This is a genomic window from Pseudomonas sp. PHC1 (assembly GCF_046487845.1).
Taxonomy (GTDB): Bacteria; Pseudomonadota; Gammaproteobacteria; order Pseudomonadales; family Pseudomonadaceae; genus Aquipseudomonas; species Aquipseudomonas sputi.
This window is the reverse complement of record NZ_JBJXHJ010000018.1, coordinates 1-26045: the sequence shown is the minus strand read 5'-3', so window position 1 is coordinate 26045 and position 26045 is coordinate 1. Positions and strand designations below refer to the sequence as shown.

At 61.1% G+C, this 26045-nt stretch carries 25 protein-coding genes; 9 read left to right on the top strand and 16 right to left on the bottom strand.

Features of this window, described 5'->3' with window-relative positions; genetic code table 11:
- Positions 1-32 precede the first annotated feature (32 nt).
- The gene (locus ACKJSM_RS20625; RefSeq protein ID WP_410238668.1) at positions 33-1679 is read left to right on the top strand and encodes a J domain-containing protein; all 1647 of its coding nucleotides are present in this window, start codon (positions 33-35) and stop codon (positions 1677-1679) included.
- On the top strand, positions 1676-2671 hold the full coding sequence (locus ACKJSM_RS20620) for a DUF3829 domain-containing protein (protein WP_410238667.1): 996 nt from the start codon (positions 1676-1678) through the stop codon (positions 2669-2671). Before ACKJSM_RS20625 ends, ACKJSM_RS20620 begins: the two co-directional genes overlap by 4 nt.
- Positions 2672-2720: 49 nt before the next feature.
- Here ACKJSM_RS20620 and ACKJSM_RS20615 read toward each other — a convergent pair whose 3' ends face one another.
- The 4 genes from ACKJSM_RS20615 to ACKJSM_RS20600 form a co-directional block, all read right to left on the bottom strand.
- Positions 2721-3392, bottom strand: a complete 672-nt coding sequence (locus tag ACKJSM_RS20615) for a DUF3313 domain-containing protein (protein ID WP_236178430.1) — start codon at positions 3390-3392, stop codon at positions 2721-2723.
- Positions 3393-3539: 147 nt separating this feature from the next.
- Positions 3540-4514, bottom strand: coding sequence for a hypothetical protein (locus ACKJSM_RS20610; RefSeq protein WP_236178429.1), 975 nt, complete (start codon positions 4512-4514; stop codon positions 3540-3542).
- 129 nt (positions 4515-4643) lie between these two features.
- A complete protein-coding gene (locus ACKJSM_RS20605; protein ID WP_236178428.1) occupies positions 4644-5123 on the bottom strand; it encodes a DUF934 domain-containing protein in 480 nt (159 codons plus the stop codon).
- Entirely contained in the window at positions 5120-6793 is a 1674-nt protein-coding gene (locus tag ACKJSM_RS20600; RefSeq protein ID WP_236178427.1) for a nitrite/sulfite reductase, read from the bottom strand. Before ACKJSM_RS20600 ends, ACKJSM_RS20605 begins: the two co-directional genes overlap by 4 nt.
- A gap of 323 nt (positions 6794-7116) precedes the next feature.
- Here ACKJSM_RS20600 and ccoN point away from each other — a divergent pair, with 323 nt between their 5' ends.
- Both ccoN and ACKJSM_RS20590 read left to right on the top strand, forming a co-directional pair.
- Entirely contained in the window at positions 7117-8544 is a 1428-nt protein-coding gene (gene ccoN / locus ACKJSM_RS20595) for a cytochrome-c oxidase, cbb3-type subunit I (protein WP_410238665.1), read from the top strand.
- 15 nt (positions 8545-8559) lie between these two features.
- Entirely contained in the window at positions 8560-8781 is a 222-nt protein-coding gene (locus tag ACKJSM_RS20590) for a cbb3-type cytochrome c oxidase subunit 3 (protein ID WP_410238664.1), read from the top strand.
- A 65-nt stretch (positions 8782-8846) separates the two neighbouring features.
- Here ACKJSM_RS20590 and ACKJSM_RS20585 read toward each other — a convergent pair whose 3' ends face one another.
- Complete coding sequence (locus tag ACKJSM_RS20585; protein WP_410238663.1) at positions 8847-9338, bottom strand: hypothetical protein; 492 nt, start codon at positions 9336-9338, stop codon at positions 8847-8849.
- Positions 9339-9577: 239 nt separating this feature from the next.
- On the opposite strand from ACKJSM_RS20585, the gene ACKJSM_RS20580 reads away from it, so the two are divergent.
- Both ACKJSM_RS20580 and ACKJSM_RS20575 read left to right on the top strand, forming a co-directional pair.
- A complete protein-coding gene (locus ACKJSM_RS20580; RefSeq protein ID WP_410238662.1) occupies positions 9578-10951 on the top strand; it encodes a hypothetical protein in 1374 nt (457 codons plus the stop codon).
- 57 nt (positions 10952-11008) lie between these two features.
- Positions 11009-11455 (top strand): DUF2599 domain-containing protein, encoded by a 447-nt coding sequence (locus ACKJSM_RS20575; RefSeq protein WP_410238661.1) that lies wholly within the window; start codon positions 11009-11011, stop codon positions 11453-11455.
- A gap of 98 nt (positions 11456-11553) precedes the next feature.
- Here the strand turns inward: ACKJSM_RS20575 and ACKJSM_RS20570 are convergent, their stop codons facing one another.
- Positions 11554-12069: a GNAT family N-acetyltransferase gene (locus ACKJSM_RS20570; protein WP_410238660.1), complete on the bottom strand. Its 516-nt coding sequence runs from the start codon at positions 12067-12069 to the stop codon at positions 11554-11556.
- Between the two features lie 379 nt (positions 12070-12448).
- Between ACKJSM_RS20570 and ACKJSM_RS20565 the strand changes: the two genes are divergently transcribed.
- Together ACKJSM_RS20565 and ACKJSM_RS20560 are read left to right on the top strand one after the other, a co-directional pair.
- Positions 12449-12820 (top strand): DUF6124 family protein, encoded by a 372-nt coding sequence (locus tag ACKJSM_RS20565; protein WP_410238659.1) that lies wholly within the window; start codon positions 12449-12451, stop codon positions 12818-12820.
- A gap of 165 nt (positions 12821-12985) precedes the next feature.
- On the top strand, positions 12986-14242 hold the full coding sequence (locus ACKJSM_RS20560; protein WP_410238658.1) for an Ig-like domain-containing protein: 1257 nt from the start codon (positions 12986-12988) through the stop codon (positions 14240-14242).
- An 86-nt stretch (positions 14243-14328) separates the two neighbouring features.
- On the opposite strand, the gene ACKJSM_RS20555 is transcribed toward ACKJSM_RS20560, so the two are convergent.
- The 10 genes from ACKJSM_RS20555 to ACKJSM_RS20510 form a co-directional block, all read right to left on the bottom strand.
- Entirely contained in the window at positions 14329-15306 is a 978-nt protein-coding gene (locus tag ACKJSM_RS20555) for a LysR family transcriptional regulator (RefSeq protein ID WP_410238657.1), read from the bottom strand.
- Positions 15307-15345: 39 nt separating this feature from the next.
- The gene (locus tag ACKJSM_RS20550; RefSeq protein WP_410238721.1) at positions 15346-16278 is read right to left on the bottom strand and encodes a peptidylprolyl isomerase; all 933 of its coding nucleotides are present in this window, start codon (positions 16276-16278) and stop codon (positions 15346-15348) included.
- An 11-nt stretch (positions 16279-16289) separates the two neighbouring features.
- Positions 16290-16757: a YbjN domain-containing protein gene (locus ACKJSM_RS20545; protein WP_410238656.1), complete on the bottom strand. Its 468-nt coding sequence runs from the start codon at positions 16755-16757 to the stop codon at positions 16290-16292.
- A 17-nt stretch (positions 16758-16774) separates the two neighbouring features.
- The gene (locus ACKJSM_RS20540) at positions 16775-17404 is read right to left on the bottom strand and encodes a DNA repair protein (protein WP_410238655.1); all 630 of its coding nucleotides are present in this window, start codon (positions 17402-17404) and stop codon (positions 16775-16777) included.
- Between the two features lie 17 nt (positions 17405-17421).
- A complete protein-coding gene (locus tag ACKJSM_RS20535; RefSeq protein ID WP_236182615.1) occupies positions 17422-19119 on the bottom strand; it encodes a putative porin in 1698 nt (565 codons plus the stop codon).
- A 39-nt stretch (positions 19120-19158) separates the two neighbouring features.
- The gene (locus tag ACKJSM_RS20530; protein ID WP_108561698.1) at positions 19159-19863 is read right to left on the bottom strand and encodes an energy transducer TonB; all 705 of its coding nucleotides are present in this window, start codon (positions 19861-19863) and stop codon (positions 19159-19161) included.
- A 3-nt stretch (positions 19864-19866) separates the two neighbouring features.
- Positions 19867-20292, bottom strand: coding sequence for an ExbD/TolR family protein (locus tag ACKJSM_RS20525; RefSeq protein WP_007955109.1), 426 nt, complete (start codon positions 20290-20292; stop codon positions 19867-19869).
- An 11-nt stretch (positions 20293-20303) separates the two neighbouring features.
- Complete coding sequence (locus tag ACKJSM_RS20520; protein WP_410238654.1) at positions 20304-22103, bottom strand: DUF2341 domain-containing protein; 1800 nt, start codon at positions 22101-22103, stop codon at positions 20304-20306.
- Between the two features lie 14 nt (positions 22104-22117).
- Positions 22118-23713 carry a ShlB/FhaC/HecB family hemolysin secretion/activation protein gene (locus ACKJSM_RS20515; RefSeq protein ID WP_410238653.1) on the bottom strand — a complete coding sequence of 532 codons (1596 nt, stop codon included), beginning with the start codon at positions 23711-23713 and terminating at the stop codon, positions 22118-22120.
- 71 nt (positions 23714-23784) lie between these two features.
- On the bottom strand, positions 23785-24396 hold the full coding sequence (locus tag ACKJSM_RS20510) for a transposase (protein ID WP_236182610.1): 612 nt from the start codon (positions 24394-24396) through the stop codon (positions 23785-23787).
- A gap of 269 nt (positions 24397-24665) precedes the next feature.
- Between ACKJSM_RS20510 and ACKJSM_RS20505 the strand changes: the two genes are divergently transcribed.
- Positions 24666-26045 (top strand): S-type pyocin domain-containing protein (locus tag ACKJSM_RS20505; RefSeq protein ID WP_410238652.1); only part of this gene is annotated, 1380 nt, incomplete at its 3' end.

Sequence of the window (26045 nt, the reverse complement as noted above, 5' to 3'; positions counted from 1 at the left end):
CGCGTCGCGGTTTTCATGGAGTTGTCATCGCAATGAGTTGCTGGACCGTCCTTGGCCTGTCGGCCGACGCCGATGTGCGCACCATCAAACGCCAATATGCCGCCCTGCTCAAACAAACCCGCCCCGACGATGACCCCGAGGGCTTCCAGCGGCTGCGCGACGCCTATGAGCAGGCGCTGGCCTACAAGGAATGGCAGCAGTATCACAAGCAGGATGAAGAACAAGCGCAGGACAAGGGCATTGAAGAATCCTGGGACCTGAGCGGCCTCACCGTGGTCGAGGTCGATGCCCTGCAACTGGCGACACGCTCGCTGGACGGGCTCAGCGTTGAAGAGCTGAAACGCCGCCATACCGTCGCCCTCGAACAAGGCTGTGCGCACATCTTCGAGGACACACTGCTGCATCACTGCATCGAGCACCCCGAGTCGTCCGACTCGCTGGTGGACTGGGCGGTGCCGACCTTTTTCTGGTTCAGCGCCTGGCAACGCCTGGAGCTGGATGAGGAATCGATCGAGCTGTTGCTGGCCCGCCAGCGCGCGCGTATCACGCAACCCATGCGTAATGCCCTCGAGCGGGAAGACGTCGACGGATTTCTCCAGGCCTACGCCCGTTGCGCGGAATTCAACTGGCTGACTACTGAGCAACATCAGAAATGGTTCAACCATGCTCTGAGCCATTTGTTGCTGGATGCGCCGTTCTGGTCTCCCGAGATTTTCGAACGGGTGCGCGCCGGTCAAGGCTGGCACGGCTGCACGGGGAATCCCTGCCCTGACGGCGAATGGCAACGCCTGCTGGCTCGACAGAATGCGCCGTTTTTTGTGGCTCGCCAGCAACAGCTCGCTCTGGAACCGCCGGCCACCCCCGAACACCGCGCCGCCCGCCTGCTGCTGGGCACCGGCTCGTTCAGTGCCCGCCGTGCACTGGCCCGACGCCTGCGCGAAGACGACTGGGCGCAGTGCCGTAAGTTGAGTTCCGAGCTGTACGCCAATCACCCCAAGGTCTGCGCGCAGATGCCCGGCGGTACGGCGTTTTTCTGGCGTGACTGGGAACTCAGTTTCAATGACTGGCCGACCTACGTGGGCGTGGTGCTGGCCTGCCTGATCGGCGCGTTCACCCATTACATTCCGCTGGGTGTGCGCCTCAGTGGACTGATCAATATCGTCATGATCTCGAGCGTGGTGTTTGGCGTGATCGTGGCCGGGCTCAACTGGCTGGTACACAACGTTGCCCATCGCGTATGGCGGCTGGATGACCGGCTCAGCGCAAGCCTCTGCCCCGGTTTTCTCAAAGACTCGCCGCCGTTCGGGGTACTGCGCGACCTTGTGCCCGGCGCATTGATGGTGGCCGGGCTCGGCTGGTTTTTCGGCCCGATTGCCGGCGGGGTGTACGCTGCGACACTGGCGACCTTCGGGCTGGTGCGGCGCTGGCAGTCCAGGCCCCGGGTGTCCTGGGAAGAGAGCCGTCCGGCCATGAAAGTCGGCGTGACGATCCTCGGCGTTCTGGTGCTGACCCTCGTGCTCGGCGTATTCAAAGTGGTCGCCAGCCAAGGCACGGTCAATCGCAATCAGGGCCTGCAACCCTGGACCGAACGCCTGTGCAGCCGTTTGCCGGCCACCACCAGCGAATGCAGCGCACCGGCCACCGATGAACAGTGGTACGGCAAGGAGGCGCGCCCATGAGTACAAAAATCATGTTCTGTTGCGGCCTGTTCGTGGCGCTGGTGGTGATGGTCCTGACGAGTGCGACCCGGCCCTTCCTCCAGCTCGATCTCTGGCTGGACGGGCGCGATGCGCCGGTCACCGCCCAGGCCAATGCCCTGAGCCCGGTGATCGCCTGCGTCAACCGGATCGACGTGCAATGGCGAGTGGCCTACGACCGCTACAGGAATCCTCAACCGCCCTTGCCTCGCGACCAGCGCTGGTTGAAGAGCCTCAAGGATTTCGACGACAGTGACGCGTTCAATGTGCGAGACATTCAGCGCGATGTCTGCGGTCAGGGCCTCACGGAAAAACTCGAACGGCTGGACTGGCAGCCTGAACTGGCGCGACAGGCCAACGAGTACGTCCGGGCGCTGAATCACGTCACGACGACCATTCCTCCAACGCGGTTTTACCGAGAGGCGAGCTTCGTCTCCGGGTCGCATCAGCCCTCCCCTGGAGAACTGGCTGCCATCGAGCGTGTGTCACAGGAGTACATCGGTGCCTCGACGGCTCTGCGGCAAAGCCTGTTGCCCCTCGACGCCGCGCAACGTCCCGAACAGCTCAAGCTGATCGAGGCACGCCTGGGCAGGGACATTCACTGGGACTTGCTGGCGTACATGATTCAGGCGCGTGAGACCGTCGACGTGCTCGAAGAAGCGATGAACAACCGCACCCTGACCCCGCGATTGCTGGCCGACACCACCGCAAAGCTGCAACAGGCGTGGAACCGTCGCGAACCCTGGCTCGCGCCACGCACGGGCGGATTCCAGACCAAGACCGATGCCGCACGGGATCTGTGGCTGCGCATCGGCGAGCCAGGGCAAAACTATCTCGAGGCGTTGAACACCCTGCAAGCCGACTGGCAGAACCACGCGCCGCCCCAGCGCTTGAGCGAGGACTACTACGCCGTGACCCGCCGCTACGACGGTTTGCTCAGCCATTACAACCGACTGGCGCGCGCCAACTTCTGACGCGGCGCTCACGCCGGATCGCCCTCTTGGGCGACCCGGCGTGCCGGTCTTACTTGGCCTTGAGCTTGAGGTAGGACTGATGCAGATCCGAGGCCCAGCCATCAATCACGCTTTTCACGTCATCGGCCTTCATCACCTGCGAATCGTTTTCCAGCGGTTTGCCGGTGCCTTTGCGCACCACCTGCGCCGCCACTTTGTTGGTGCCACCCTCGAGGAACACCGCTTCGGTCGCCAGGGTGGTTTCCTGGTCGCGAATGCCGCTGGCAGTGCTGACCGCTGCCGCTACCAGGGCAATCGGAATCACTTCATAGGCGTGCAGGCCTTCGGTCTTGCTGCTCACGGCGGTGATCGCCGCGCGCACCACGATCACACCCGGTCCGGGGCCTGAGGCCAGCGGCAGGGATTTGCCCAGCTCACGCTTGAGCGCCTGATCGTAGTAGCTGGTGATGCCATTGAGGGTCTGCTGCGGAATCTTCACGGTGGGTTGCGGTTTGGGATAGAGCTGGGTCGGTTCGACGTAGACGCTGGTGAATTTGCTGATATCGATTTTCGGGTCAATCCAGCGCATCACCTCAGCCCCCGACGGGGATTTGGCCTCCCTCAGCTGGCTGTAGTCCTTGAGGAAGCCTGAATACTCATCGGGTGCGACGGTTTTGCTGGAGCAACCCACCACGCCCAGCGTGGCAATGCACAGGGTGCTCATCATTACGGCTAGCTTCATGCTGTAACTCCTGTCGGAAGGCCGAATTTATTGCGTCGGGGGAGTTACAGGTATAGCTAAAACCGCGCCGTTTGCGATCAGTACCCGCAATATTGCACAACACCTGGCCCGGACATCCGCCAGATCCGGGCCACTGCAGGTGCCTCGTTACCAGGTAGAGGTCTCCCCACTGCGCAACGCCATCTCCCGCCGGCTGTTGGCTCGCATCGCCTTGATCAGCGACACCGTGCCCACCAGCAGAATCGCCGCGCCGAACAGAAAATCAATGTTGTACAACTGGAAATCCTGCACCGGCCCCACCAGCACCGTGCGCACCACACCGATGCCCACCAGCGTGGCAAGGAAGTCGATCCCCGGCTCATCGCGGTAGAACACCAGCAGCAACGGCAGGCACAGCACCAGCAGCATCAACAGCACCACGACCTTGAACGAGCCTTTGCGCTCGACGCTGAACGCACATTCGTGGGGGCCGTAGGCTTTGTAGTCCACGTCGCGGATCATCGAGTTTTTCTCGTTGATGTAGTCGGCGCGGTTGTACTTCTGGATCGGCGTGAAGGTATTGGACATCTCCATCAGCGTGGTGATGTTCTTGAAGCGCAGGTCGATACGCTCGCTGCCCTTGAGGTAATACAGCACCGGCTTGTAGCCGTAGCGATAGGTGTCGAAGGGAAATTCGGTGACCCGGCCCTGAACGCTGATCGGGCGTGATTCGAGTTCGGCGAAGGCGCTCTTGTCGGTCGAGGCGAGGTTGCGGCTCAGGGGCAGGACTTTCACCTGTTCAAGGAAGATCGGCGTGACGCCAAACGACCACTGCAACGGCTCCAGGCGCAGACGCAGTTCGTTGCGGCCCAGGTCATAGCGGTTGAAGGTACGTTCGGAGACCACCACCGCGCCGCTGAGCATGAACTCGCCGCGCAGGTTGTTGGTGACGCGCAGGGTCAGTTGGTCCTTGCCCAGCAGCGCCGCTTCGGTGTTCGGCGGCGTGCCGCACCACGCGGTGCTTTCGCCCACGCCACCGAGCTGACCGCCACGGTTTTCGTTGAACACATAGATGTAACCGGCCCACAGCGTCACCATCAGCAGCAACGCGGTGATGCCCAGAATTTTTTTGCCCGGACTCACTGATCAGACTCCCTTCTTCGTTCCGTCGTCCAGCCGAAAACCCGCTGGCGACGGGGACTCTACCAAAAGGCCACCATCGACCCAAGGAAAAATCCCCGATTCATCAGGGTTCTAAGGGTTTCCCCTGCATCACCGGCGCCGGAACAACGGCCGCGGCTCGATCACCGAGCGCCCGTACAACACGCTCATCCCGGCCAGGCCCTTGAGCGCATCCTCGGCGGATTTGTCCTCGCGCACGGCGAAGCTGTCGAAACCGCACTGACGCATGTGGCTGAGCTGGTCGCGCAGCACATCGCCGATGGCGCGCAACTCGCCTTTCCAGCCGAAACGACTGCGCAGCAGATAGGCCTGGCTGTAGGCGCGACCGTCGCGAAAGTTCGGGAAGTCGAGGGCGATCAGTGGCAGCGAGGTGAGCCAGGGCAGCAGACTTTCGACGTCGTCGTCCGGGCCCAGCCAGACTGCGTGGGTCGAGGGCGATTCGAGCCAGTGGGCCAGCGGCAGAATCAACATCCCGGCGCTGGAATCCGTTTCAGGCGAGCGAATCAGCGTCCACGGATCATCCAGCACGAGCCGCGCCCCACTCGCCTCCATTCGCAGCAGATTGTTCATGCCGAGGCCTCCAGCGCTTTCGGATAGACCCGCTCCTTGAACGGCTCCAGCCCAATGCGCGCCACGGTGTCGACGAACAGTTCTTCAGCCTCGCGATAACGCACGAAGGTGCCGATGATCCGTTCGATCACCAGCGGCACTTCGGCGGCGCTGAACGACGGGCCGATGACTTTGCCCAATGCGCTGTTCTTGCCCTGGGCGCCGCCGAGGGTGATCTGGTACCACTCGCTGCCGTTTTTATCGACGCCGAGAATCCCGATGTTGCCGATGTGGTGATGGCCGCAGGCGTTCATGCAGCCGGAAATGTTCAGGCTGATGTCGCCCAGATCGTGCAGGTAATCGAGGTTCTCGAAGCGCGCCTGAATCGCCTGGGCGATCGGGATAGATTTGGCATTGGCCAGCGCACAGAAATCGCCGCCGGGGCAGGCAATGATGTCGGTCAGCAGGCCGACGTTGGCGGCGCCCAGCCCCTGCTCTTTCGCTTGCTGCCACAGCGCATACAACTCGGACTTGGGCACATCCGGCAGGACGATGTTCTGCTCATGGGCGATGCGGATTTCGCCGAAGCCGAAGCGCTCGGACCAGTCGGCCACCGCCAGCATCTGCGCATCGGTGACGTCCCCCGGCGGCGAGGCCAGGCCCGGTTTGGTCGACAGCACCACGCTGGTGTAGCCCGGCACTTTATGCGGCTGCACATTGCGCGCGACCCAGCGGGCGAACGCCGGGTTGTCGGCCAGGTGCGTACCGAAATCCAGATCAGTGCCCGCCAGCGGGCGATAGCTCGGCGGCACGAATGCACTGGCGACGCGCTGGTATTCATCCTCGGTCAGTTGCGCCGGGCCGTCCTTGAGGTGTTGCCATTCCTCTTCGACTTCCCTGGCGAACGCCTCGATGCCCAGCGCCTTGACCAGAATCTTGATCCGCGCCTTGTATTTGTTGTCGCGTCGGCCGTGGCGGTTATAGACCCGCAGCACCGCCTCGACGTAAGACAGCAAATGCTGCCACGGCAGACCGTCGCGGATCTGCAGGCCGAGAATCGGCGTGCGTCCCAGACCACCGCCGACGATTACCCGAAGCAGCATCTGGCCGTCGCGACCGGGGTAAAGGTACAGGCCGATGTCGTGCATCATGATCGCCGCGCGATCCTGCTTCGCCGAGCAGATGGCGATCTTGAACTTGCGCGGCAGGAACAGGAATTCCGGGTTGATCGTCGACCATTGCCGCAGGATTTCGGCCAGCGGACGCGGGTCGATCAGTTCGTCCGCCGCGACCCCGGCAAAGGCTTCGGTGGTGATGTTGCGCACGCAGTTGCCCGAGGTCTGGATCGCATGCATGTTGACCTGCGCCAGACGTTCGAGAATGTCCGGCACCTCGTGCAGTTCGATCCAGTTGAACTGCAGGTTCTGCCGGGTGGTGAAGTGACCGTAGCCACGGTCGTAGTCCCGGGCGATGCTCGCCAGTGTGCGCATCTGCTCGGCGCTCAGGGTGCCGTAGGGAATCGCCACCCGCAGCATGTAAGCGTGCTTTTGCAGGTACAGGCCGTTCTGCAGGCGCAGCGGCAGGAACTCTTCTTCGCTCAACTCCCCGGCCATGAAGCGCTCGACCTGATCGCGAAACTGCGCAACGCGCTCGAACACCAGCGCCCGGTCGTAATCATCGTACTGGTACATGCAGCGGCTACCTCATCAGAACTTCAGCACACTCCTGTGGGAACGAGGCTTCTAGAGATTGCGCGATCTGGCGCAATCTCTAGAAGCCTCGTTCCCACAGATTCCTGAAAGCACTATGACGTTGCAGCGCAGCCCGTTACAGATTCACCTGAACGCATAAAAACCGTATCAGGGCGCGGCAGATGGCCGCAGGCAGCGCTTTGATCTGATCCGCATAAATGAACAATTCCTGAGCCTGTTTTGTTTCCGGTGGGGTTTCTACAGTGCAGCTCGTGCCAGACCGGGTGGCCTGGCAAGACTTTGCAACCGTGGATGAACTGACCATGAGCACAGCAACAATCGGACAGGCTTATAACTACAAGGTCGTCCGCCAATTCGTCATCGCGACTGTTTTCTGGGGCGTCGTGGGCATGGCGATGGGGGTATGGATCGCCTCGCAACTGGTATGGCCGGACATGAATCTCGACCTGCCGTGGACCACCTTCGGCCGCTTGCGACCGTTGCACACCAGCCTGGTGATTTTCGGCTTCGCCGGCAGCGCACAATTCGCCGCCAGTTACTACGCCGTGCAGCGTACCTGCCAGGTGCGGCTGTACTCGGACAAACTCGCCGCCTTCACCTTTTGGGGCTGGCAATCAGTCATCGTGATCATGCTGGTCACCCTGCCGCTGGGCTACACCACCACCAAGGAATACGCCGAGATCGAATTCTCCGGCGCGGTGTGGATGGCCGTGGTCTGGGTCGCGTATGCCGTGGTGTTCTTCACCACCGTGGTGCAGCGCAAGACCAGGCACATCTACGTCGGCAACTGGTTCTTCGGCGCGTTCATCCTGGTGATCGCCATGCTGCACGTCGTCAATCACCTGTCGATTCCGGTGGACTGGTTCAAGTCCTATCCCGTGTATTCCGGCGCCACCGATGCGATGGTGCAGTGGTGGTACGGGCACAACGCGGTGGGGTTCTTCCTGACCACCGGGTTCCTCGGGATGATGTATTACTTCGTGCCCAAGCAAGTGAATCGACCGGTGTATTCGTACCGGTTGTCGATCGTGCACTTCTGGGCGCTGATCACCCTGTACATCTGGGCCGGCCCGCACCATTTGCACTACACCGCGCTGCCGGACTGGGCGCAGTCGCTGGGCATGGCGATGTCGCTGATCCTGCTGGCGCCGAGCTGGGGCGGGATGATCAACGGCATGATGACCCTTTCAGGCGCGTGGCATAAGTTGCGCACTGACCCGATCCTGCGCTTCCTGGTTTTGTCGCTGGCGTTCTACGGCATGTCGACCTTCGAAGGGCCGATGATGGCGATCAAGACCGTCAACGCCCTCTCCCATTACACCGACTGGACCATCGGCCACGTCCACGCCGGCGCCCTCGGCTGGGTGGCGATGATCACCTTCGGCGCGACCTATCACATGGTGCCCAAAGTCTTTGGCCGCGAGCGCATGCACAGCACGCCGCTGATCAATCTGCACTTCTGGCTGGCGACCATCGGCACGGTGTTGTACATCGCCTCGATGTGGGTCAACGGGATTACCCAGGGCTTGATGTGGCGGGCGATCAACGAGGACGGCACGCTGACTTATTCGTTCGTCGAAACGCTGCAGGCCAGCCATCCGGGGTTCATCGTGCGCTTTGCCGGCGGGGTGTTCTTCCTCAGCGGCATGTTGCTGATGGCCTATAACGTGTGGCGCACGGTGCGGGTGGCGGATGTTGCGATGGCCCACCGTGAAGCGCAGATCGCCTGATCAAGGGAGCTGGTCATGTTCGATGTTTTATTGAATGTGTTGGGTGTGGTCTTTCTATGGCTGGCGGTTGAGTACTGCTTGCGCTACGAGACGGCCGAAAGCCTGGATGAGGCGAGTCTGACGCCGTTTGCCGATGATCCGGAGGTGGCGCGGCGGGTGGAGTTGGCTACCGGTAAAACCGTGAAGGCGGTGGCGCCGGAGGTGGCGAAGCCGGGGTGGGTCAATCTCAAGATGTGAGCGACTTCCAATGATCGTTCCCACGTCGAGGCGTCGAACCTTCTGCGTGGGAACGATCAAGTGTGTCAACCTCGGTCGCGGGGGATCAGGCTCTGCAGTTGCTGCGCGAGAAAATTCGCATCGAAGGCAAAGGTATCCGGGTCCTTCAAGCCATTGGTCTTGCGCCACTGCCACTCCCCGCCCGGTAGCCCCACCAACGAAACACTCCCGTAACGCGCCGCTGTCAGCCCCATCACCGCCAACGAAATCTGCCCGCCGCTGCCCATCACATCCGGCACGAACTCCACCGGTTTACCGGTAATCACGATGCTCAGCTTTTCAGTCTTGAAGGTTGAGGTCTCAACCGGGGTGCTCGGCCCGGACGCCACATAGGGTTCGCGATTTACCGCCAGCAACCCCGGCGCCTGCACCGGTTCCAGCCATTGCTGGATCTGCCCGAACAACTCGGTAATTCGTGTAGCCCAGGTCGCCGACTGCGTCTCGAACAGTTGCTTCTTGTGCGCTTCGCTGTCGGCATAGTGGCGAAGCATCTCGCCCAGTTGCTGTACGTCGTCCATCTGATTGCCCTCGAAGAGTAGCGATACCGCGAAGGTCGATCATGGCAGGTTCAATGAGTCGACGTACGACAAAACGTGGATCAGATGGCTGATACCTCACCGACAGATTCGACGAACGGGAGGTTTTTTCGGGGTTTACCTGTCAGATCTGACAGTAGGCAAAAAGCAGTATGCGGTGTTTGATGACGGTACCCGATGCAGGTCACGCAACTACCGTCAAGGACACTGGAGTGCAAAAGATGAATAGCCCGTTTGTGGTGTATCCCGCGAAAGTCGTTGGGGGAGTCCAGAACCCTATTTACTACCCCAACCCTGCTGTGAAGCCTCACTACGGCATACCCCTTGCGCTCTTCAACATGACCAACGATTCGCTGCGCCTGGAGATTATTCCCTGGGACAATCAGACGGTGAACGACAGTGCCTGGTTGATCATCAACAAAGGCACTCCAATGTTCATCAAATCCATTCAAACGGGAGAAGAAAACAAGTCTTTCGACCACAACGTCCCTAAAGCCTTTTTCAATGACGGCATCAACACGCTGGTGGTGCGGGTCACGAATACAGTGGAGCCCGAAGGAACGGATTCAATTGAACTGTTGACGCTCGTCCACATTCCGCGCCCGGGGGGAGAAGTGCCAGGCTCCGGGGACAATTCGAACCTGATCCTGTCGCTGTCCCACACAAGCGTGGGCCCCATAGAGGCGGCAAACGGAGTCGATGCCACACTGACCTACACCTACATGCGAGAAGGCGACGACATCAATCTTGATCTTGATGGCAGGGCCTATCCGCATAAAGTGACCGCAGCAGAGGCTAAGCGTGGCCAAGTGGTAATAAAGCTCCTTGCCAAAGACTTCTGGCAGGACAACGCGCAATTCGCCATTCGTTACCGAGTGACCGACAGCCTCAGCAACTCATCAGGGCCATTATCGATCTGGTCAAAAACCACCACCGTCGACGTGCATGTGAAACAGCCCGACCTGGACTTGCTTCCTCCCAAAGTACTGGAAGCAACGGGCTCGAACGGTACAGTGCTGGACTTCGACAAGAACTTTTACCAAGCACAACACGCGACCGTAGACGTGAAGTACACAGGCTCGGCGCCGGGACAGACCGTCAAGGTTTACTGGACGGGTCGCGCCACCACCTACGGCAGCGAGATTAAAACCGTTACATACGCCGGGCAAACGCTGAGGTTTCTCATACCTCGACATGAGGTGATCGACTGTTTAGGCAGCAAGGCTGAAGTCACCTATACCGTCAAGATTCCGAATGACCCGAAGACCTATCTGTCCAGGGATCTCGATCTGACCGTCACCGCTCAGAAGCACCACCTCCCGGAACCGACGCTCAACGCGAGCAGAACCAACCTCAGAATCTATTACCCCACCCTCGAAGCACAATATACGGGGCGTATCTCGTTGCTCGTCGGCACCACCCGTTACGACAGCAGCGAGTTTCCTGTCACTCAGTCCTCCTACACCGATGTCGCGGTTCCGCAAAGCTGGTACAGCGGCAATCAGGGAAAACCAGGCCTGTTCAACTTCACTATCCGGCGCACGGGCTCTCTCGACAACATCATCTTTTCCTGGTTTCTCAGGCTGACGCTTTAAGGGCCGCAGCGTCGGCAGCAACTCCACAACTTGCCCGCAAAAAGCTGAGGACACATCATGCACAGAATAATCGGCGCACCACGGATGGCGTTGCTGGCTGTTTGCGCGCAAATGGCAACCTCTCCGGTCGACGTGCGCGCATCCGAGCGCACAGACGCAGACAGCTACATCCAGACGGTAGAACGCTGCACGAGTTACGTCGCCAGCGCGCAATGGATCTACCGGAGCTACGAGTGGACGCTTTCCATCAAGCCAACCGACTGTGCCAGACGCACACCTCCGGAAGGGACGGCCTATTTATGGGACGAACTCAGCCGCGATTACGCCAACAGCCGTTACTGGACAAACACCCATGGCCTGCGCCACCAGTTGATCTGTCATCTGATGGTTGCCCGGGACAAGCCGGAATGGAACCTGGAGCCCTGGCGTCCTGACGTAGGGCTTTCAAAAACAGTGGCAGAAGGTTGTAACCACGAAAAGCCGTTACCTGAAATAGCGCCCTGAACGCAGGCTGAACAGCAAACGCGCGATGAATCCGAGAAACATCGACCTGACCATCGTGATTGCAACAGTGTTCCAGTACGTCGACGCGGATCAACGGGTCAAGCCGTAACCCGACGCAGCCGCGCCATGCTCAAGGTATCGACCCACTGCCCGTCGCGCACGGCGTAGTCGCGAAACAGGCCTTCGGTCTCGAAGCCGAACTTGCGGTAAAGACCGATCGCCGCCTCGTTATCGGCGTACACCGAAAGCTCGACCCGGTGCAGGTTCATCCAGTTGTCGGCGATATCCAGCGCCGCTGCCAACAGCTTCGAACCCACGCCCTTGCCCTGCCACGCCACCGCAACGGCCATGCCAATGCTGCCGGCATGGCTGCGGCGAATTCGCGAGTATTGTTCCAGCCCCAGATTGCCGATCACCACCCCCTGATGCAGCGCCACCAGTTGCACCACCCGCTCGTTGTCCGGCGCCAGACGTTTGCGCCAGACCTCGGTGGTCTGAAACGGCATCTGCAACACCTGCCGGGTCACGGCCGGGTCGTTATAGAGCGCGGTGATGCCCTCGACGTGGGATTCGTTGAAGCGCTCGAGATGAATGGCGGGGTTGTGCTCAGGCATGAAAGATCCCTCCTGGATCAGTGCGTGGCCGGTCACTGTAAACCGCTTCTTCACGAACTCGCCATGACTGTTTAAAGCCGTTGACCGAAACGTCCGGCAAGCCACAACGCCTTGCGCCATTGCCTACGCATCCGCCAGAATCCGCCGGCTTGTGCGCCTTGAGGCTGGATCTTATCGTTTCCGGGTCGCTGACGAATCAGCGATCGGGTCTCGCAGCCCGCGATCTCTAGACGCACAACATCCTCCAGTTTATGGCGGCTGTACGTGGGAGACCCTCGGGTCTGCCGGTTCTAGAGTCCCGGTCTGCGACCCGCGTATAGCTGCCACCTCTTCGTATCGCAGCGAATCGTGGCGGCTCCATGACTCTGGAGATTCAATCATGATCAAACCAACACCCAACCCACCCGAAACCGACACCACCTCGCCCTACGAATCCCTCGACTCAAAAACCTTCCACGAAGCCGCCGAACGCGCCCTCGATCACTACTTCAATCCCCTACTCCCCAGAAAACCGCTGCTCAAGCCCAACACTCGCTACCTCATCGCCCCCGGCATCGACAGCGAAGAACTGCTGGCCGACGCCTGCGAAACCCTGACCTCGGCCAAAACCATGGCCAGCGATTTCGCCGGGATGATCGATGCGCCGCAGCGGCATGTGCTGCTGGGCATCGGGCAACTGATCATGCTGGCGGAATTGGCGGTGAATCAGGTGCTGGATAATCTGGAGGTGGCGGCGGATTCGGCTGTTTGATCCGCTAAAAAAGAACGGCCTGCGGGTCCATGTAGAAAACGGGGGTGAATCAATCATGACCACTCGTCACTACTGTCAGAGTTGACAGTAGCGATGCTCCAGGCGAATGGCGTTCGATGGCTGAGGCCACTGCGGCGTCATTCAAATCACGAAGGATCGTTTGCCATGAGCACCCAGAATCCGTTTTTCTCTTTTTTTACCACGCACCCGGGCGGGACCCCGCTGAATAACCCCGATATTACGCAATCCGAAGGCATTGAGATTGGAGCTGACGGGCCGCCCGGAGATCCGCTGGAAATAACCGACACCCATGGCGGCACCCTTAAGGTTCTGACGCCACCCGACAGCGTGTTTAACCAGAGCGGCCGCTACCTCCATCAGGAGCTGAACATGCTTGACGGGATGCACACCTTTGGCTTGCGTGCAAACTCAAGTTCGGCACCCTTCGACCAATGGAAGTTGACCGTGAGTGCTTCGGAGTCGGAAGTACCGATTCTTGTGGAAGTTCTCGGGGATAATAATGATGATCCGACCACCGTTGATCTGGACAAGATGAAGGGTGGGCCGTTGTGGGCGCTGGTTCACTTGGTTCCCTCAATTTGGCAAGGGGGGGATCGGATTCATCTAACGTTCGAGGCATGGTTGAATGGTGCGATGGTTGCCACCCACGATGAGACTTTGCCGATCGGCCATGTTCCGGGGCAGTTTTCTTGGCCAATTCCCAATGTGAAGGTGGTTGCCAACAGTCAGGTGAAGGTCAAGTTCGAACACATCAGGGCAGGCAACGTCATCGGGGTTTCCAAAACCGCCGAGGCGCAGGTCGTGGGGGTCAGTGCGCCTGAACTGGTATTCGACACCTCTCCGGTTGAGTTGCCCGGCAAACATTTTTACGTTACGGCTCTCTCTGGAGAACTCCCTGAGTTCTACAAGCACCCATCTGCCCCAGCCCCCAAAAGTCATGTTCATCGGAAAGCGAGCGGCGGTAGTGGAATCATTACGTATCGTTCCAGCAACACAGACGTTGCAATGGTTGATTCAGAGGGAGGGGTATTCGCCAGAGCAAACGGTGTTGCAACTATCACCGCTAGTGATGAAGCGAATCAATCCAAGAGTTACGAGGTGAGAACGACGGGTATAGCGCAGCAACTTGTTCACGTTGAATCACAAACTTGGAAAATCGCCACGCAGATCGCAGCGGCGCACGATGGAAGACTACTAACGCTACAAGAACTTCAAGACCACTACCCCAGTTTCACCAACAAAAGTATATGGGTCGATGGAGCAACTCACTCTGTATGGTCATCGACTGAAGGGCCTGTCGGACATACTCGCAGCTTTTGGCTGCAATATTATAGTGGTCGGCAGTATATCCACTTGGATCGTCCAGACCATTTCGCTAATTCCATCTATCTAATACCATGACTCCTCGTTCACCCGCGACGGTCTGCACACACCAAGCAAAAATGACGGATTTGTTTAATGAAATAAATCCGTCATTTTTCACGCGATTATTCAAACCACTCCCGACGCTCACTAAACGTCCGCTGAATCAGCTCCAGCAGCACCTGCACTTCCTCAATATCCTGCGACTCGTTGTTCACCGCCAGCCAAGCCTGCAACCGCATCGCCTCGTCAAACAACCCCGGCAGCGCCACCAATCCGCGATCAAACCGGCTCATGTACATCGGCAGCAAACCAATGCACGCGCTGCAGCGGATCATCTCCAGCATCAGCTCGTAAGACTGCATCTGCACCACCCCGGCCAACCGCTGTTCGACCAGTTCATTCCACGGTCGAAAGCTGTCGATCTGCCGGTCATGCTGCCATTGCACCAGCATGAAATCGGCGAGGTCATCCGGGCTTTCCGGGCGTGCAGTCACGCGGGAGTAGCGTTTGGCGATGTGCGGCTGGTATTCCAGTTGCGCGAGGCATTGCGGCTCGCTGGTGGCGAAAGTCGGGCCGGGGTGCGGGGTGTCGCCGTGGGCGAGCCACAGCACAAGGTCGGCGCTGACGGCGCGCAGGGCCAGTTCGCTGTCGAGGGCGATGATTTCAAGACGCACGCTGGCGTTGCGGCGCAGCAGTGCGATGAGGTCGCGACCGAGGATGTCATGCAGGATCGATTCGGCGACGGCCAGCCTTATCAACGGCTGCTCGATCACCGGCAGTTTGCGTTCGTGGGCCAGGGCGATCAGTTGCGCCTGCAACTGCTGGCCTTCGCGGGTCAGGCTCAGGGCGCTGCCCTGAAAGCTGAACAGCGCGCATTGCAGTTGCTGTTCGAGCTGCGCCAGTTGCTTGCGCAACAGGGTCGAGCGCACGTTGAGGCTGCGGGCGGCCTGCATGAAGCAGCCGCATCGAGCGCTGACCAGAAAGTATTGCGCGACGTCGCCGTCGAGGGTCGCGGCTTGCGCCAGCCAGGGTTCGTCCTTGTCCCGGGGCCAGCGGAAATCGGCGCTGCTCTGTCGTGCTGCAGGTTCGGTGAATGACATCGATGACTCCCTGTCGATCTTTGTTTGGGGGTGCAGCGTTTAGGGTTTGGTCTCCAGCACCTTGTTGAGCTCGGCGCCGTCGATGCTCAGCGTCGCGGTGTTGAGCATGCCGTCCAGATAGGCCTGGGCGATCTGCTCCTGACGCTGGGCACGCAGGGCCTGGGTCAGTTGGTCACGCAGTTCGTCGAGGGTCGCGGTGCGGGCCGGTTGTTGTTCGGTGAGTTTGATCACGTGGAAACCGGCGCTGCTTTGAACGGGATCGGAAACCGCGCCGACCTTGAGCCGCGCCACCGCACCACGCACTTCCGGCACCAGTTGCTGCAACGGTTGCAGGCCGCTGTCGCCGCCGCGTTCGGCAGTGAGGCGATCCTGGGAAAATGCCTTGGCCAGCGCTGCAAAGTCCACCGAGGTTGCCTGGGCTTTCTTGCTCAGCTCCGTCGCCTGCTTGCGCACGGTTTCAAGACTCTGCGGCTCATTCACCCCGAGGAAGATCTGACTGACCCGATACAGCGCCGGCGTCTGCCAATTGGCCTTGCCGGCGTCATACGCCTGCTGCAACTCGGCAGCGCTCGGGTAATCCGCCGGCACCTGGCTCACCGACTGCAAATAGTCGCGGAACACGATCTGTTCGGTGGCGGCGCGGGTCTGCCGCACCACGTCCGGACGCTGCGCCCAGCCTTGGGCGTCGGCCTGTTCCAGCACGGCTTTTTCGGCCAGGCGTGAACGGATCCAGCGCTCCAGCGCCTCGCGATTGCCGCGCAGTTGCTCGCGAGTCTGTGGTGGTACGGCCGCCAGCAGCGCCTGCAATTCCTCCGGTGAGACCTGCTGATTACCCAACCGTGCCACCGCAGGCCCGGCATTCGCCGCAATCACCGGCGCCGGTTGCTGGGCGGCGACCGGGTCATTGCCCGGCCGCACCACCAGCGCCACGGCCACCACCAACAGCGCCACCGCAGCGGCGCTGATTACCATGGCAGGTTTGGTCACAGTGCGACTTCCTCTTGCTCAACCTTGGGAGCCTGGGCGACGGCGGCGGACTGGGTGAAATCACGCAGGTACACAATGAATTCCTGCAGCAGGCGATCCCACAATTCCAGGTTGCCGCGCAGGTGATCGTTGCTGACGCCCGCAGCCACCACCACGTCCATTTCCATCACCAGAAACTCGCCCTGCAACGACAACCGGGCAAACCGGCGAGTCGCGTTCCACTGCTCGGCCACACCCGCCGGCAATTCACCCTGTACCCGCAACGCACAGCTGAAGGTGAAGTCGACGTAACTGCCCTGCTCCGCCACCGACGGGTTGCCGAAACGCACGGCGTAACCGATGCCCTGGCTGGCGCTGAGCAACTGGACGATGCCGTTCTGTTCGGTCTGGTTGACGCGGTAACCGGCGGCTTGCAGCACGTCGGTCAGGGATTGCGGGGATACGTGGGAGATCAATTGAGTCATGACTTCTTCCTTGTCTATCAGTGTGCAATCGCGGCTTGCGGCGCGTCGAATTGGGTCTTGTACAGCTCATCGCCAAAGCCCTGAGCCAGCTCATCGAACTTGACCCGGGCGCTGCCGGCGAAGGGCTGGCGGATCTTCATCACCTCGGCCACATCGATGTTTTCGTAGGCGGTGAGAATCTGCTTGGCCACCCCATACATTTGCTGATTCTTGACCGAACATTGCTGTACTTGTGTGTCACGTTCAGTCAATTGCGCTTGAAGCTTAGACCGTTCGGCCTCTTTGGCACGGGCCATGACCAACAGCTCGTCGTAGGCTTTTTTGAACTTGCCGATCTGCTCGTTACTCGCCGCGACTTGCGCCTGGGCCTGGCTGTGCAGGCTTTGCTGCTGCCCGGCCAGTTGCTCGGCGAGGCCTTTGGCCTTGGCCAGTTCGGCGGTCAATTGCTTGATTTGCGCCTGGGCTGCCTTGGCCTCGTTCTGCGCCGCCAGTTGCGCGGCGCTGGCCTGGGCCTGCTGGCTTTGCAGGGTTTGCAGCTGCTGGGTGGTGCTGCGCAATTGCGTGCGCAGGCGTTCTTCCATGCCTTCGGCGCTCGCCCCGGTAGCGATCAACATCCCGAGTCCAAGCCATAAAAAGCGGATTTTCATAACCCTCTCCCGGCGCCTTAGAAGCGCGTATTGATCTCAAGCTGCATGACGTCGATGTCGAACGGCGCGCCATACACCGCCTCCGAACTCAGCCAGCGGCCGGTGGCGTAGACGTTCTTCGCCAGACCGTAATTGCCGCCCAGGAAGTAGCCCTTGGCGTTGGTGCCGCCGAGGTGGAACGACGAGTCGTTGAAGCCGTCCGGCAAGGCATCCGGCTGGATGTACTTGTAGCCGGCGAACAGGTTCCAGTCGCCCTGCTTCTTCAGCTCCAGTGCGTTGCCGAGGGTGAACTGGACCATCCACGCATTGGCGCCGCTTTCGATGTTGCCGTTGCTGTCGAGGTTGTTGACCAGTTGCCCGGCCGAACGCTTGCGCATGTCGCCTTCGTCGTAGCCCAGGTTGTGGATGTAGTTGCCCTGGCTGCGCAGTTTGAAGTCTTCGGGAAGGTCGGCGTCCCACACCACGTTCAGATCCAGCAAGTTGAATTCGGACGCCAGGCCGACGAACTGCGGTTGTGGCGTGGTGCTGGGGTTGAGCGGGTTCGGCGTGATGTCACGCAGCAGGAACACGCTGTTGCCCTTCTGCATGAACGCCGCGCGGGTGCCGTCGCTGTCGCAGCCCGGCGCGCCGGCCCACGGTTCGCAAGGGCTGGAACGCTGGCCTTCGATGTCGTCGAAGCGGTAGTAGGCCAGCGCGCCTTTCAGGCGGTTGTTGCTGTTGATCGCCCATTTGGCGCCGATCTGCGCGCCGTACAGCCATTTGTTGTCGCTTTCTTCCTTGTCGAAGCCGTTGCTGGTGGTGGTGTCGTTGGTGTAGTCCACCGGGAACGCGCCGACGGTGCCGAACACGCCCCAGTCGCGGCTGAGCTTGTGGTCGAAAATCGCCGCCACGCCGTCGAAGTTCAGGTCGTTGGAATACAGCATGTCGGTGGACATGAACGGGTTGGCGAAGCGGCCACCGGTCAGGGTCAACTCATCCGAGGGTTTCCAGGTCAGATACCCCTGATCGAGCCAGATGTCTTTTTTCGAGAAGCCGCCGCCGAGGTTCTGGGTGGTCGACACCGGGTTGTTGTCCGAGCCGGTGCCGATGCGGATGCCGGCGGTCCATTGCGGCGAAATCTCCGCTTTCATGCCCAGCCGGGCGCGCAGGCGGAACAGGTTTTCGCGGTCTTCGCGGGTGTTGAGCAACGGCGGCAACGCGGTGCTGCTGTTGGGGTTCACGTCGTACGGGCCATTGTTGTTGAGCTTGGCGAAGTCGACGATTTCGTTGCTGTTGTTGCCCGAGTAATAGCGCGATTCGTCACGCAGACGAATGTCGCCGTCAAAGCTGATGCGTGACGCCCAGTCCGGGAAGGTGTTGGGCGCGGCCCAGTTTTCCTGCTTGGCGGTGGCCATGACCTCGGCCTTGACCTGATCGCGGATCTGGTCGCGCACCGCGGCCGGCACGTATTGCACCCGCACATCCCCCGGCGCAGCGACCGGCCCCGCCGCCACGGCGGTGGACGCCGCAGCCTGCTTGGCCTGGGCCGCTTCGTTCTGGGCCTGGGCGATCAAAGCGTCGGCCTTGTCCTGTTTCAGAATGCCTTGCTCGACCAGCAAGCGGATCAGATTGATCGTGGCGTTCTCCGAGGGCGCAGGCGCTGCCGCGGCCTGACCGACCAGGGTCGCGATGACCATGCCGACCGCCAGGGACAATCGATTCACGTTGGAAATCATCTGCACACAACTCCTTTTCATACAGCTTTATGAATTCGGTTAACCCGGACGCCGTCCTTGCAGGGACATGCGCACAGGCAAGGTGATGGAGGCCGGGGGCCGTTCGCTCAGATGGGGCGCGTTACGCAATGCGGCCAGCACCTGACTGTCGATCTCGGGGTTGCCGCTGGACTTGGTCAGCTCGACCCGGGTGATCTCGCCGACGCTGCTGAGCCACACATCGGCCTGCAGCGAAAACGCGAGGTTGCGCAGGTCGGGGTTCTCGCGCAGCAGCTTCTGGAAGGTGAACGCGAGGAACTGGCTGTAGGTGCCGTTGCCCAGTCGCCCACCGCCGGAACCGGCCATGCCGCCGCCCTTGCCCGCGCCGATGTTGAATGCGTCGCTGCCGCTCTGGGCGTCGCCGTCCATTTGCATCGGGTTGGCCAGGTCGTCCGCCGGCGATGGCGGTGCTTCTTCCTCGGGCTTGACCTCCTCTGGCTCTGGCGTTGGCTCGGGCTCGACGACTTTTTCTTCCACCGGGGTTTCCGGCTCCGGCGGTTTTTCCGGCGGCGGCGGTGGCGGTGGCGGCAAGGGAATGATCGTCGGCACCTTGGGCGCCTCCCGGCGGATGCCGCTCATGTCGTTGGCCCACTGCCACAACAGAAACGCCGCGACGGCGCCCAGCAGCAGCCCGGCGCCCCACTTCACGTAACGCAGTGGCGACTTCTTCACCGGCAAAGGCTCGATTGGCAGTTGTGCAGTCATCACTCAGCCCTGCGTCGGTTTGCCGGTGACGAGACCGACCTGGGACAGTTCGAGCCGGCGCAGCAGATCCAGCACTTCGATGACCTTCTGGTACTGCACCGTGGCGTCGCCGCGCACGATCACCGGGAAGTCCGGGTTCTGCGCCTTCTCGATGCGCAGGCGCTCTTCCAGCTCCGGCAGGGTCACCGGGTAAGCGTCGAGGAATACTTGCCCGCCGTCGTTGACTGAAATCGCCTTGGTCTTGGCCTCGGACAGCGACACGGCGGCGCTGGCCTTGGGCAGGTTGATCTGGATCCCGGAGACCTGCGCGGTGGCGGTGAGGATGAACATCACCAGCACCACCATCAGCACGTCCACCAGTGGCGTGATGTTGATGCTGTCCACTGCGGCATCTTCGTCATCGTCGTGGGAGGCATTTACGGACGCCATGCTTGTGCTCCTCAGGCCGGTACGGAGTGGTTGGCGTGATGCCCGCGCTGATGCGCCGCTTCACTGGACTGACCTTCGCCGTGCATCTCCGCCAGACGGGTGATGAACTCGTCGACGAACACGCGCATGTCGGCGCTGACCTCTTTGTTGCGGGTGATCAGGCGGTTGTAGCCAAACAGCGCCGGGATCGCGACGAACAGGCCCATGGCGGTGGCCAGCAACGCGGCGGCCATACCCGGCGCAATGGCGTTGATGTTGACGTCGCCGGCCATCGCCGTGCCGAGGAACACCACCATGATCCCCAGTACGGTGCCGAGCAGACCGATGTACGGGCCGCCGGCGATAGCGTTGGACAGGGTCGAGAGTTTCGAGCCCAGTTGCTGGTTTTCCCGGGTGCGCACGCCGTCCATCGAGCAACGGATGGCTTCGATGGTCGCCGCCGAAACCGACGAGGTATCGGCGCCCTGCTCGCGGCGGGTGCGGATCTCTTTCACGGCCACCAGGTACAGGCGCCACAGCGGCGAGTGCTGCAGACGCTGGGCGAGTTGGGCGTCATCGGCAAACATTTCCAGGCGGGTGCCGACCTTGGCGAACTGCACGCGAAAGTCTTCGTTGGCGGCGGTGACACGGCTCAACGTGCGGTTCTTGCGCAGCATGATGATCCACGACTGGAACATCATCAGCACCAGCACCGCGATGATCACCCAGGCGTCCACCGGCACCGCGTTGAGCAGGAAGCCGAGGCTGCCGAATCCGAAGCCGGACTGTTCTTCATCGACGCCGTAAGCCACCAGTTTTGACTCGGCGCCCTGGGACGTGGCGTCGGCCAGCAACAACGGCGCCGGGCGGGCGACTTTCGACAGGCGCAGTTCATCAATGGCGCCCACGAATGGCTGGAACGCGCTCGGGAAAAGATCAGCACCAATGGCCATGACCGAGTTGAACGCCGGCATCGCCTGGGCCAGTGCCGCACCTTCGCGACCGTTGATGTACAGCGTCACTTTCGCGCCTTCAGCGGTCAGTGCGACGTGCTGCCATTGGCCCGGATTCAGCGGTTGAGTGGCAACGGCGCGCTGGCCGTCGATCTCCACGAACGGTACGCCCTGATTCACACCGACCAGCAGGCTGTTGGCGCCTTCGCGGCGGGCCAGGATCAGTTGCTCGCCATCGGCCTGATCCAGACGCAACCAGGCACTGAAGGTGAATGCGCTGCCAGCGTTGTGCTGCAACGATGGACTGGCTGGCAGCAACAACGGCTGGCCGCTGAACTGCAAGGCCCGCCCGACTACGCCGTCAATCGCGGCGCCGGTCGCGCTTTGCGCCTTGTTGCCGTAAGCGGTGGTGTCTTTCGCCGGGGTGCCGGTGGCGCCGTCGAAGTGATAGAGCGCGGTGTAATTCGGATCGAACGTCAGTTGGCCGTTGCCGGTGGCCGGCGCCTTCTGGTTGCCGTAGTACATCCAGATGTCCTGCCGCTGACCGCCCTCGACATTCGGCACATCGACCCAGATCAGCGCCATGCCCATCAGTGCGTCGAAACTTTCGATCTGGTGGTTGAGCACGGTCTTGTCATCGGCGGCGACGAAGCGCAGGTCCGAGCCGTCCTCTTTCACGCCGTCGAAGGTGAAGTTGCCGGTGTGCAGGCGCACCAGCAGCGCGGTGCGACCGAGGGCCTGATTGATCGCGGCGCCTTGCGGCGTGGTGTCGACGGCGATCTGTTTGCGGTAGTGCCAGTCGTCCTGCCACCAGGCCTGAGCCGTGGCCGGGAGCACGAAGCCCAGGCAGATCAACAACGAAAGGAAAAGGCGCTGCATGAAAAGTGCTCCTGTTAGAAAGTGGCCTGAAGGTTGAAGTGCAGGCGCGATTCCTGTTTCGAGGTGTTCGGCCCTTCGAGTAGCGGGTAGCCCCAGTCGAGGCTGCCGGACAACCATTTGCTCAGGCTGGCGCGGGTGCCGAGGCCGACGCTGGCCAGGGCGTAATTGGCGTCCTGATCCGGCAGTTCGTCGCGCAGGTACAGTTGCGCGCCTTCGGCGAAGGCGTAGAAGCGCCAATCCTGCATCCAGCCGCCGACGTACTTGGCCAGCGACGGTGTGCGCAGCTCTTCGCTGAGCAGGAAGCCGTCATCGGCGGTGCGTTCGGCGGCCAGATAACCGCGTACCGAAGTCGCGCCGCCGGCGGAGAATTGTTCGTTGGAAACCAGTGGCCCCGACGCCAGCTGGAACGCGGCTTTGCTCGCGCTCTGCCAGTCGCTGTCGAAGGTCCAGGTGAAGTTGGTATCACCCTTGAGCACGGCGAAACTCGGGTTGGCGCGGTAGCGTTTGTAGTCGAAGTCTTCGTCGGAACTGCCGTAACCGAAGAGGCTGCGGGTGGCGGCGACCAGGCTCAGGCCGAGACCGAGCTGGCTCTTTTCGCTGTAGCGATAGCCGTTGTAGGCGAAGGTGAACGGTGCATATTTGAGCGGCACCTTGTCGCTTTCGCCGGACAGCGTCAGGCGCTCGTCGAAGTCCTTGAAGTCGATGCCCACCGACAGCGAGTTCGACCAGTTGCCACTGGACGGGATCGTGTAGATCGCCGCTACGCCGTATGAATGGCCCTTGCCGAGCACGTTGCTGCCGCCGAGGGTGGCGACGTTGCTGTCGGACTGGTAACCGGAGAACTGCACGCTCCAGCGCTCGGTCAGCGGTGCGGTGTAGGAGCCGGACCAGACCTTGGCGTTGTCGGTTTCCTGAGGCGCAGTGAAGAACGTCAGGTTGACGCTGTGCCCCAACTGCCAAAGGTTGTTGTAACCAAGGCTGGTGACGGTGCGCAGTTTTTCGGTGTCGGCGCTGTAGTCGTTGTTCAAACCGACGCTGGCGGTCCACGGGTTCTGGTCTTCGACCTGCAAGTCCACGTCCATGGTGCCGGGGCGCTGGCCTTCGCGCACCAGTGGCATCACCTGGCGACCCGGGGTCTTGTTGAGCTGCGCCAGTTCGCCCTGGACCTTGGCAAAGTCCGGTACCTCGCCTTCCTTCAGCGCCGGGACGTTGTCGCGAATATCCAGCGGCGAATAGTGTTTGGCGCCGACCACCCGCACCCGGCCGACCTTGGTTTCGCTGACTTGCAGGTAGACGATGCCGTCGGCCACCGCCTGCTCCGGCAGTTCGACGAACACCGATTGGTAGCCGCGCTCCTGATAGGCCTTCTGCAGGGCATCCCGCGCGCCTTCGATGTCGCTCAAGGCTTTTTGCGGGCCGAGGAACGGGTACACCGCTTCCTCGATCGCCCGCGCATCGAGCACGGTGTTACCGCGCACGAAGTATTCGTTGACGTCCACCAGACGCTGCGCCGCTGCGTTTTCGGCCTCCTCGGCGAACGCCGGCTGCACGCCGGCCGTCACCAGCAGCCAGCCCCACAGCGCCAGCCGTGACGTGAAAATCTGTTCCACACTACCCCCTGAAATTCGCGATGACCTGTTGGCGCTCGTGCGCCTTGCGTGTGCGTCAGTTACTGGCGTTGTTAATTGCTGACGTGCGGCGCCCCGGTGTGCTTGCCCAGCCAGGTGTGCAGCAGCGCGAAGTTCAGCGAGAACTCGGGCATCTGCAGCAGCGCGCCGCAGAACACCTCACCGATGATTTTCTGGATGAGCTGCACCGCACGCGGCTCGTTGAGCAGCGTGGCGATGTCGCGACTGAGGACATTGAAGCTCCAGACTTTCTGGTTCAGGCCCAGGCCGACGAACCAGCGGAACAGCAGGTTGTAATTGAGCTGTTCGTAGAGCTGCTGCTCGCTGGGCACCGAATACAGCAGTTGCAGCAGCAGGATGTGCATGACCGTCTGCGGGGCGATCAGCATGCCGGGCCGGGTATTGAGGTCGTGCAGAAGGTCGCGGTGGGCATCGAGCAAATCGTCGATCTGCGGGCGCAGCAGCACCAGCGAATGTCCCGGCGGAATGTAGCTGGAGACCTCTTTCAAGGCACCCTGCCAGTCATCCTGCGACACGATCCAGACCCACGGCGCGCCGTAGCGATACACCGAAACCGGCTTCTTGCGCGCGGCTTCGACGATCTTCGACAGGCGTTGATCGAGTTCCTGCATGCCCACTTTCGAGTAGCGTTCCATAGTCCCCATTGCCTCACTCCCGGCGTCCCGCCTCGGCTTGTGAAAAGCGGCCCTCAGGCCCCCTCAAGCGCGTTACATAGGCATGACCGGACTGGCGATGTGCTACCGAACTTTTGTCATAAAAGCTTCATTACAGAAATCGAGTGAGGTTTGGGGAAACCGCAGCAACACCGCGAAACAGGAAATTTCAGCGCTGCATTTAGGAAACGTCCTAACGCCAGGTCAGGAGCATCCCGGTTAGGTTTCGCGCTTCTTCGGTTACATGCAGAAAAACAACCATGGCGCGGGACAAGGACATTCCCCAGGTCTGGGAGCATCGCGGCGGAATGGCCGGTGGCGGAAACGGCAGGCTCATTCCCCGCGACATGACGCAGACCGAGTTGGCCGAATTCAAAGCACGGCAAGCGACCTACGATGCAATGATCGCCCGCCAGCAGGCGTATGAAGATCGGCACTTGCGCCAGATCGAGCAGCGTCCGCAAGCGCCCGGCCGGGGTTGTGTGTTCGCCAAAAGCTGCAACCTTTCGGACGGCGTGATCGATCACAATAATCCGGCCGGTTTCATCCCGACCGAACGGTTGGCCGAGTATGGTCAGTGGGCCGTCCTCGGCAGCCAGGTGCCGATCAGCGCTGAAGGCGTTCCGTTGAAGTGGGTGGCGGGCTCCGGCACCGGTCGGGCGCTAGGGCAACGGCTCGGTGGTTCGCTCGGGCTCAGCCTGCTGAGCGGCGCCAGTGCCGCCGGCACCCTGGCATTGTTGATCCCCAACACCGATATCTCGTCCGACAGCGCTTTCTACACCAACGAACAATACGCGCAGCTCACCTGCGGCCGTACCCGCGTGCGCTTCAATGCCAAGACACTGCCCGACGGCTCCATCAGTGCCTACGGCTTCTACACGGGTGGCAAGAAGGACTGGGAGTTCGTCCCGGTCATCAAAGCCCGGCAAGAAGGCGAACACTTCGTCGCCGACCTCGGCCACGGCATCGGGCTGACCTGGACACCCGCCGCCAACCCCGATGACGCCCCCTCCATCCCGGCCCTCGAAGGCGCCCCGCCGCTGCCGACGATCTGGGTGTATCCGCCGGGCGAGAAGACTGACCGCATCCTCGTTAATCCGCAGCATCCGCCGGGTTATCACGACGCAATCGTCTGGTTTCCGGCGAATGCGGGGCTGGCACCGATTTATGTGGTGCTCAGCACGCGGTATGAGCCGGGGGTTGTGACGGGGGTGGGTGAGGATGTGGAGGGACGATGGCTCGACACTGCCCGTTCCGGACTCGGAGCGCCAATTCCAACCAATATGGCCAGTCAATTAAGAGGACGTCGTTTCTCCAGCTTCGATGCATTCCGACGAGCGTTCTGGACCGCCGTATCGAAAAGGCCGGAATTGAGTTCCCAGTTTTCGCGAAGGGATCTGGATCGTATGCGAGCAGGAAAAGCCCCGCGTGTCGATATTTCGGATGTGGCAGGCTCAAGGATCTCGCATGAGATACATCACGTGGAGCTGATTTCAGAGGGTGGTCCGGTTTACGACGTCGATAACATGCGAGTTAACACACCTCGAAACCACATTGACGTACTGTCTAGTCCTGAAATAGGTTTACACCTGTTTCACCCCAACGCCCGATGCATCGCATCGGGCGTTTTGTATTTCAAC

What these genes read in the sequence shown, in the direction of transcription:
- ACKJSM_RS20625 (WP_410238668.1), top strand. Translation starts at nt 33, where the DNA reads ATGAGTTGCTGGACCGTCCTTGGCCTGTCGGCCGACGCCGATGTGCGC.
- ACKJSM_RS20620 (WP_410238667.1), top strand. Translation starts at nt 1,676, where the DNA reads ATGAGTACAAAAATCATGTTCTGTTGCGGCCTGTTCGTGGCGCTGGTG.
- ACKJSM_RS20615 (WP_236178430.1), bottom strand. Translation starts at nt 3,392, where the DNA reads ATGAAGCTAGCCGTAATGATGAGCACCCTGTGCATTGCCACGCTGGGC.
- ACKJSM_RS20605 (WP_236178428.1), bottom strand. Translation starts at nt 5,123, where the DNA reads ATGAACAATCTGCTGCGAATGGAGGCGAGTGGGGCGCGGCTCGTGCTG.
- ACKJSM_RS20600 (WP_236178427.1), bottom strand. Translation starts at nt 6,793, where the DNA reads ATGTACCAGTACGATGATTACGACCGGGCGCTGGTGTTCGAGCGCGTT.
- ccoN (WP_410238665.1), top strand. Translation starts at nt 7,117, where the DNA reads ATGAGCACAGCAACAATCGGACAGGCTTATAACTACAAGGTCGTCCGC.
- ACKJSM_RS20590 (WP_410238664.1), top strand. Translation starts at nt 8,560, where the DNA reads ATGTTCGATGTTTTATTGAATGTGTTGGGTGTGGTCTTTCTATGGCTG.
- ACKJSM_RS20585 (WP_410238663.1), bottom strand. Translation starts at nt 9,338, where the DNA reads ATGGACGACGTACAGCAACTGGGCGAGATGCTTCGCCACTATGCCGAC.
- ACKJSM_RS20580 (WP_410238662.1), top strand. Translation starts at nt 9,578, where the DNA reads ATGAATAGCCCGTTTGTGGTGTATCCCGCGAAAGTCGTTGGGGGAGTC.
- ACKJSM_RS20575 (WP_410238661.1), top strand. Translation starts at nt 11,009, where the DNA reads ATGCACAGAATAATCGGCGCACCACGGATGGCGTTGCTGGCTGTTTGC.
- ACKJSM_RS20570 (WP_410238660.1), bottom strand. Translation starts at nt 12,069, where the DNA reads ATGCCTGAGCACAACCCCGCCATTCATCTCGAGCGCTTCAACGAATCC.
- ACKJSM_RS20565 (WP_410238659.1), top strand. Translation starts at nt 12,449, where the DNA reads ATGATCAAACCAACACCCAACCCACCCGAAACCGACACCACCTCGCCC.
- ACKJSM_RS20560 (WP_410238658.1), top strand. Translation starts at nt 12,986, where the DNA reads ATGAGCACCCAGAATCCGTTTTTCTCTTTTTTTACCACGCACCCGGGC.
- ACKJSM_RS20555 (WP_410238657.1), bottom strand. Translation starts at nt 15,306, where the DNA reads ATGTCATTCACCGAACCTGCAGCACGACAGAGCAGCGCCGATTTCCGC.
- ACKJSM_RS20550 (WP_410238721.1), bottom strand. Translation starts at nt 16,278, where the DNA reads ATGGTAATCAGCGCCGCTGCGGTGGCGCTGTTGGTGGTGGCCGTGGCG.
- ACKJSM_RS20545 (WP_410238656.1), bottom strand. Translation starts at nt 16,757, where the DNA reads ATGACTCAATTGATCTCCCACGTATCCCCGCAATCCCTGACCGACGTG.
- ACKJSM_RS20540 (WP_410238655.1), bottom strand. Translation starts at nt 17,404, where the DNA reads ATGAAAATCCGCTTTTTATGGCTTGGACTCGGGATGTTGATCGCTACC.
- ACKJSM_RS20535 (WP_236182615.1), bottom strand. Translation starts at nt 19,119, where the DNA reads ATGATTTCCAACGTGAATCGATTGTCCCTGGCGGTCGGCATGGTCATC.
- ACKJSM_RS20530 (WP_108561698.1), bottom strand. Translation starts at nt 19,863, where the DNA reads ATGACTGCACAACTGCCAATCGAGCCTTTGCCGGTGAAGAAGTCGCCA.
- ACKJSM_RS20525 (WP_007955109.1), bottom strand. Translation starts at nt 20,292, where the DNA reads ATGGCGTCCGTAAATGCCTCCCACGACGATGACGAAGATGCCGCAGTG.
- ACKJSM_RS20520 (WP_410238654.1), bottom strand. Translation starts at nt 22,103, where the DNA reads ATGCAGCGCCTTTTCCTTTCGTTGTTGATCTGCCTGGGCTTCGTGCTC.
- ACKJSM_RS20510 (WP_236182610.1), bottom strand. Translation starts at nt 24,396, where the DNA reads ATGGGGACTATGGAACGCTACTCGAAAGTGGGCATGCAGGAACTCGAT.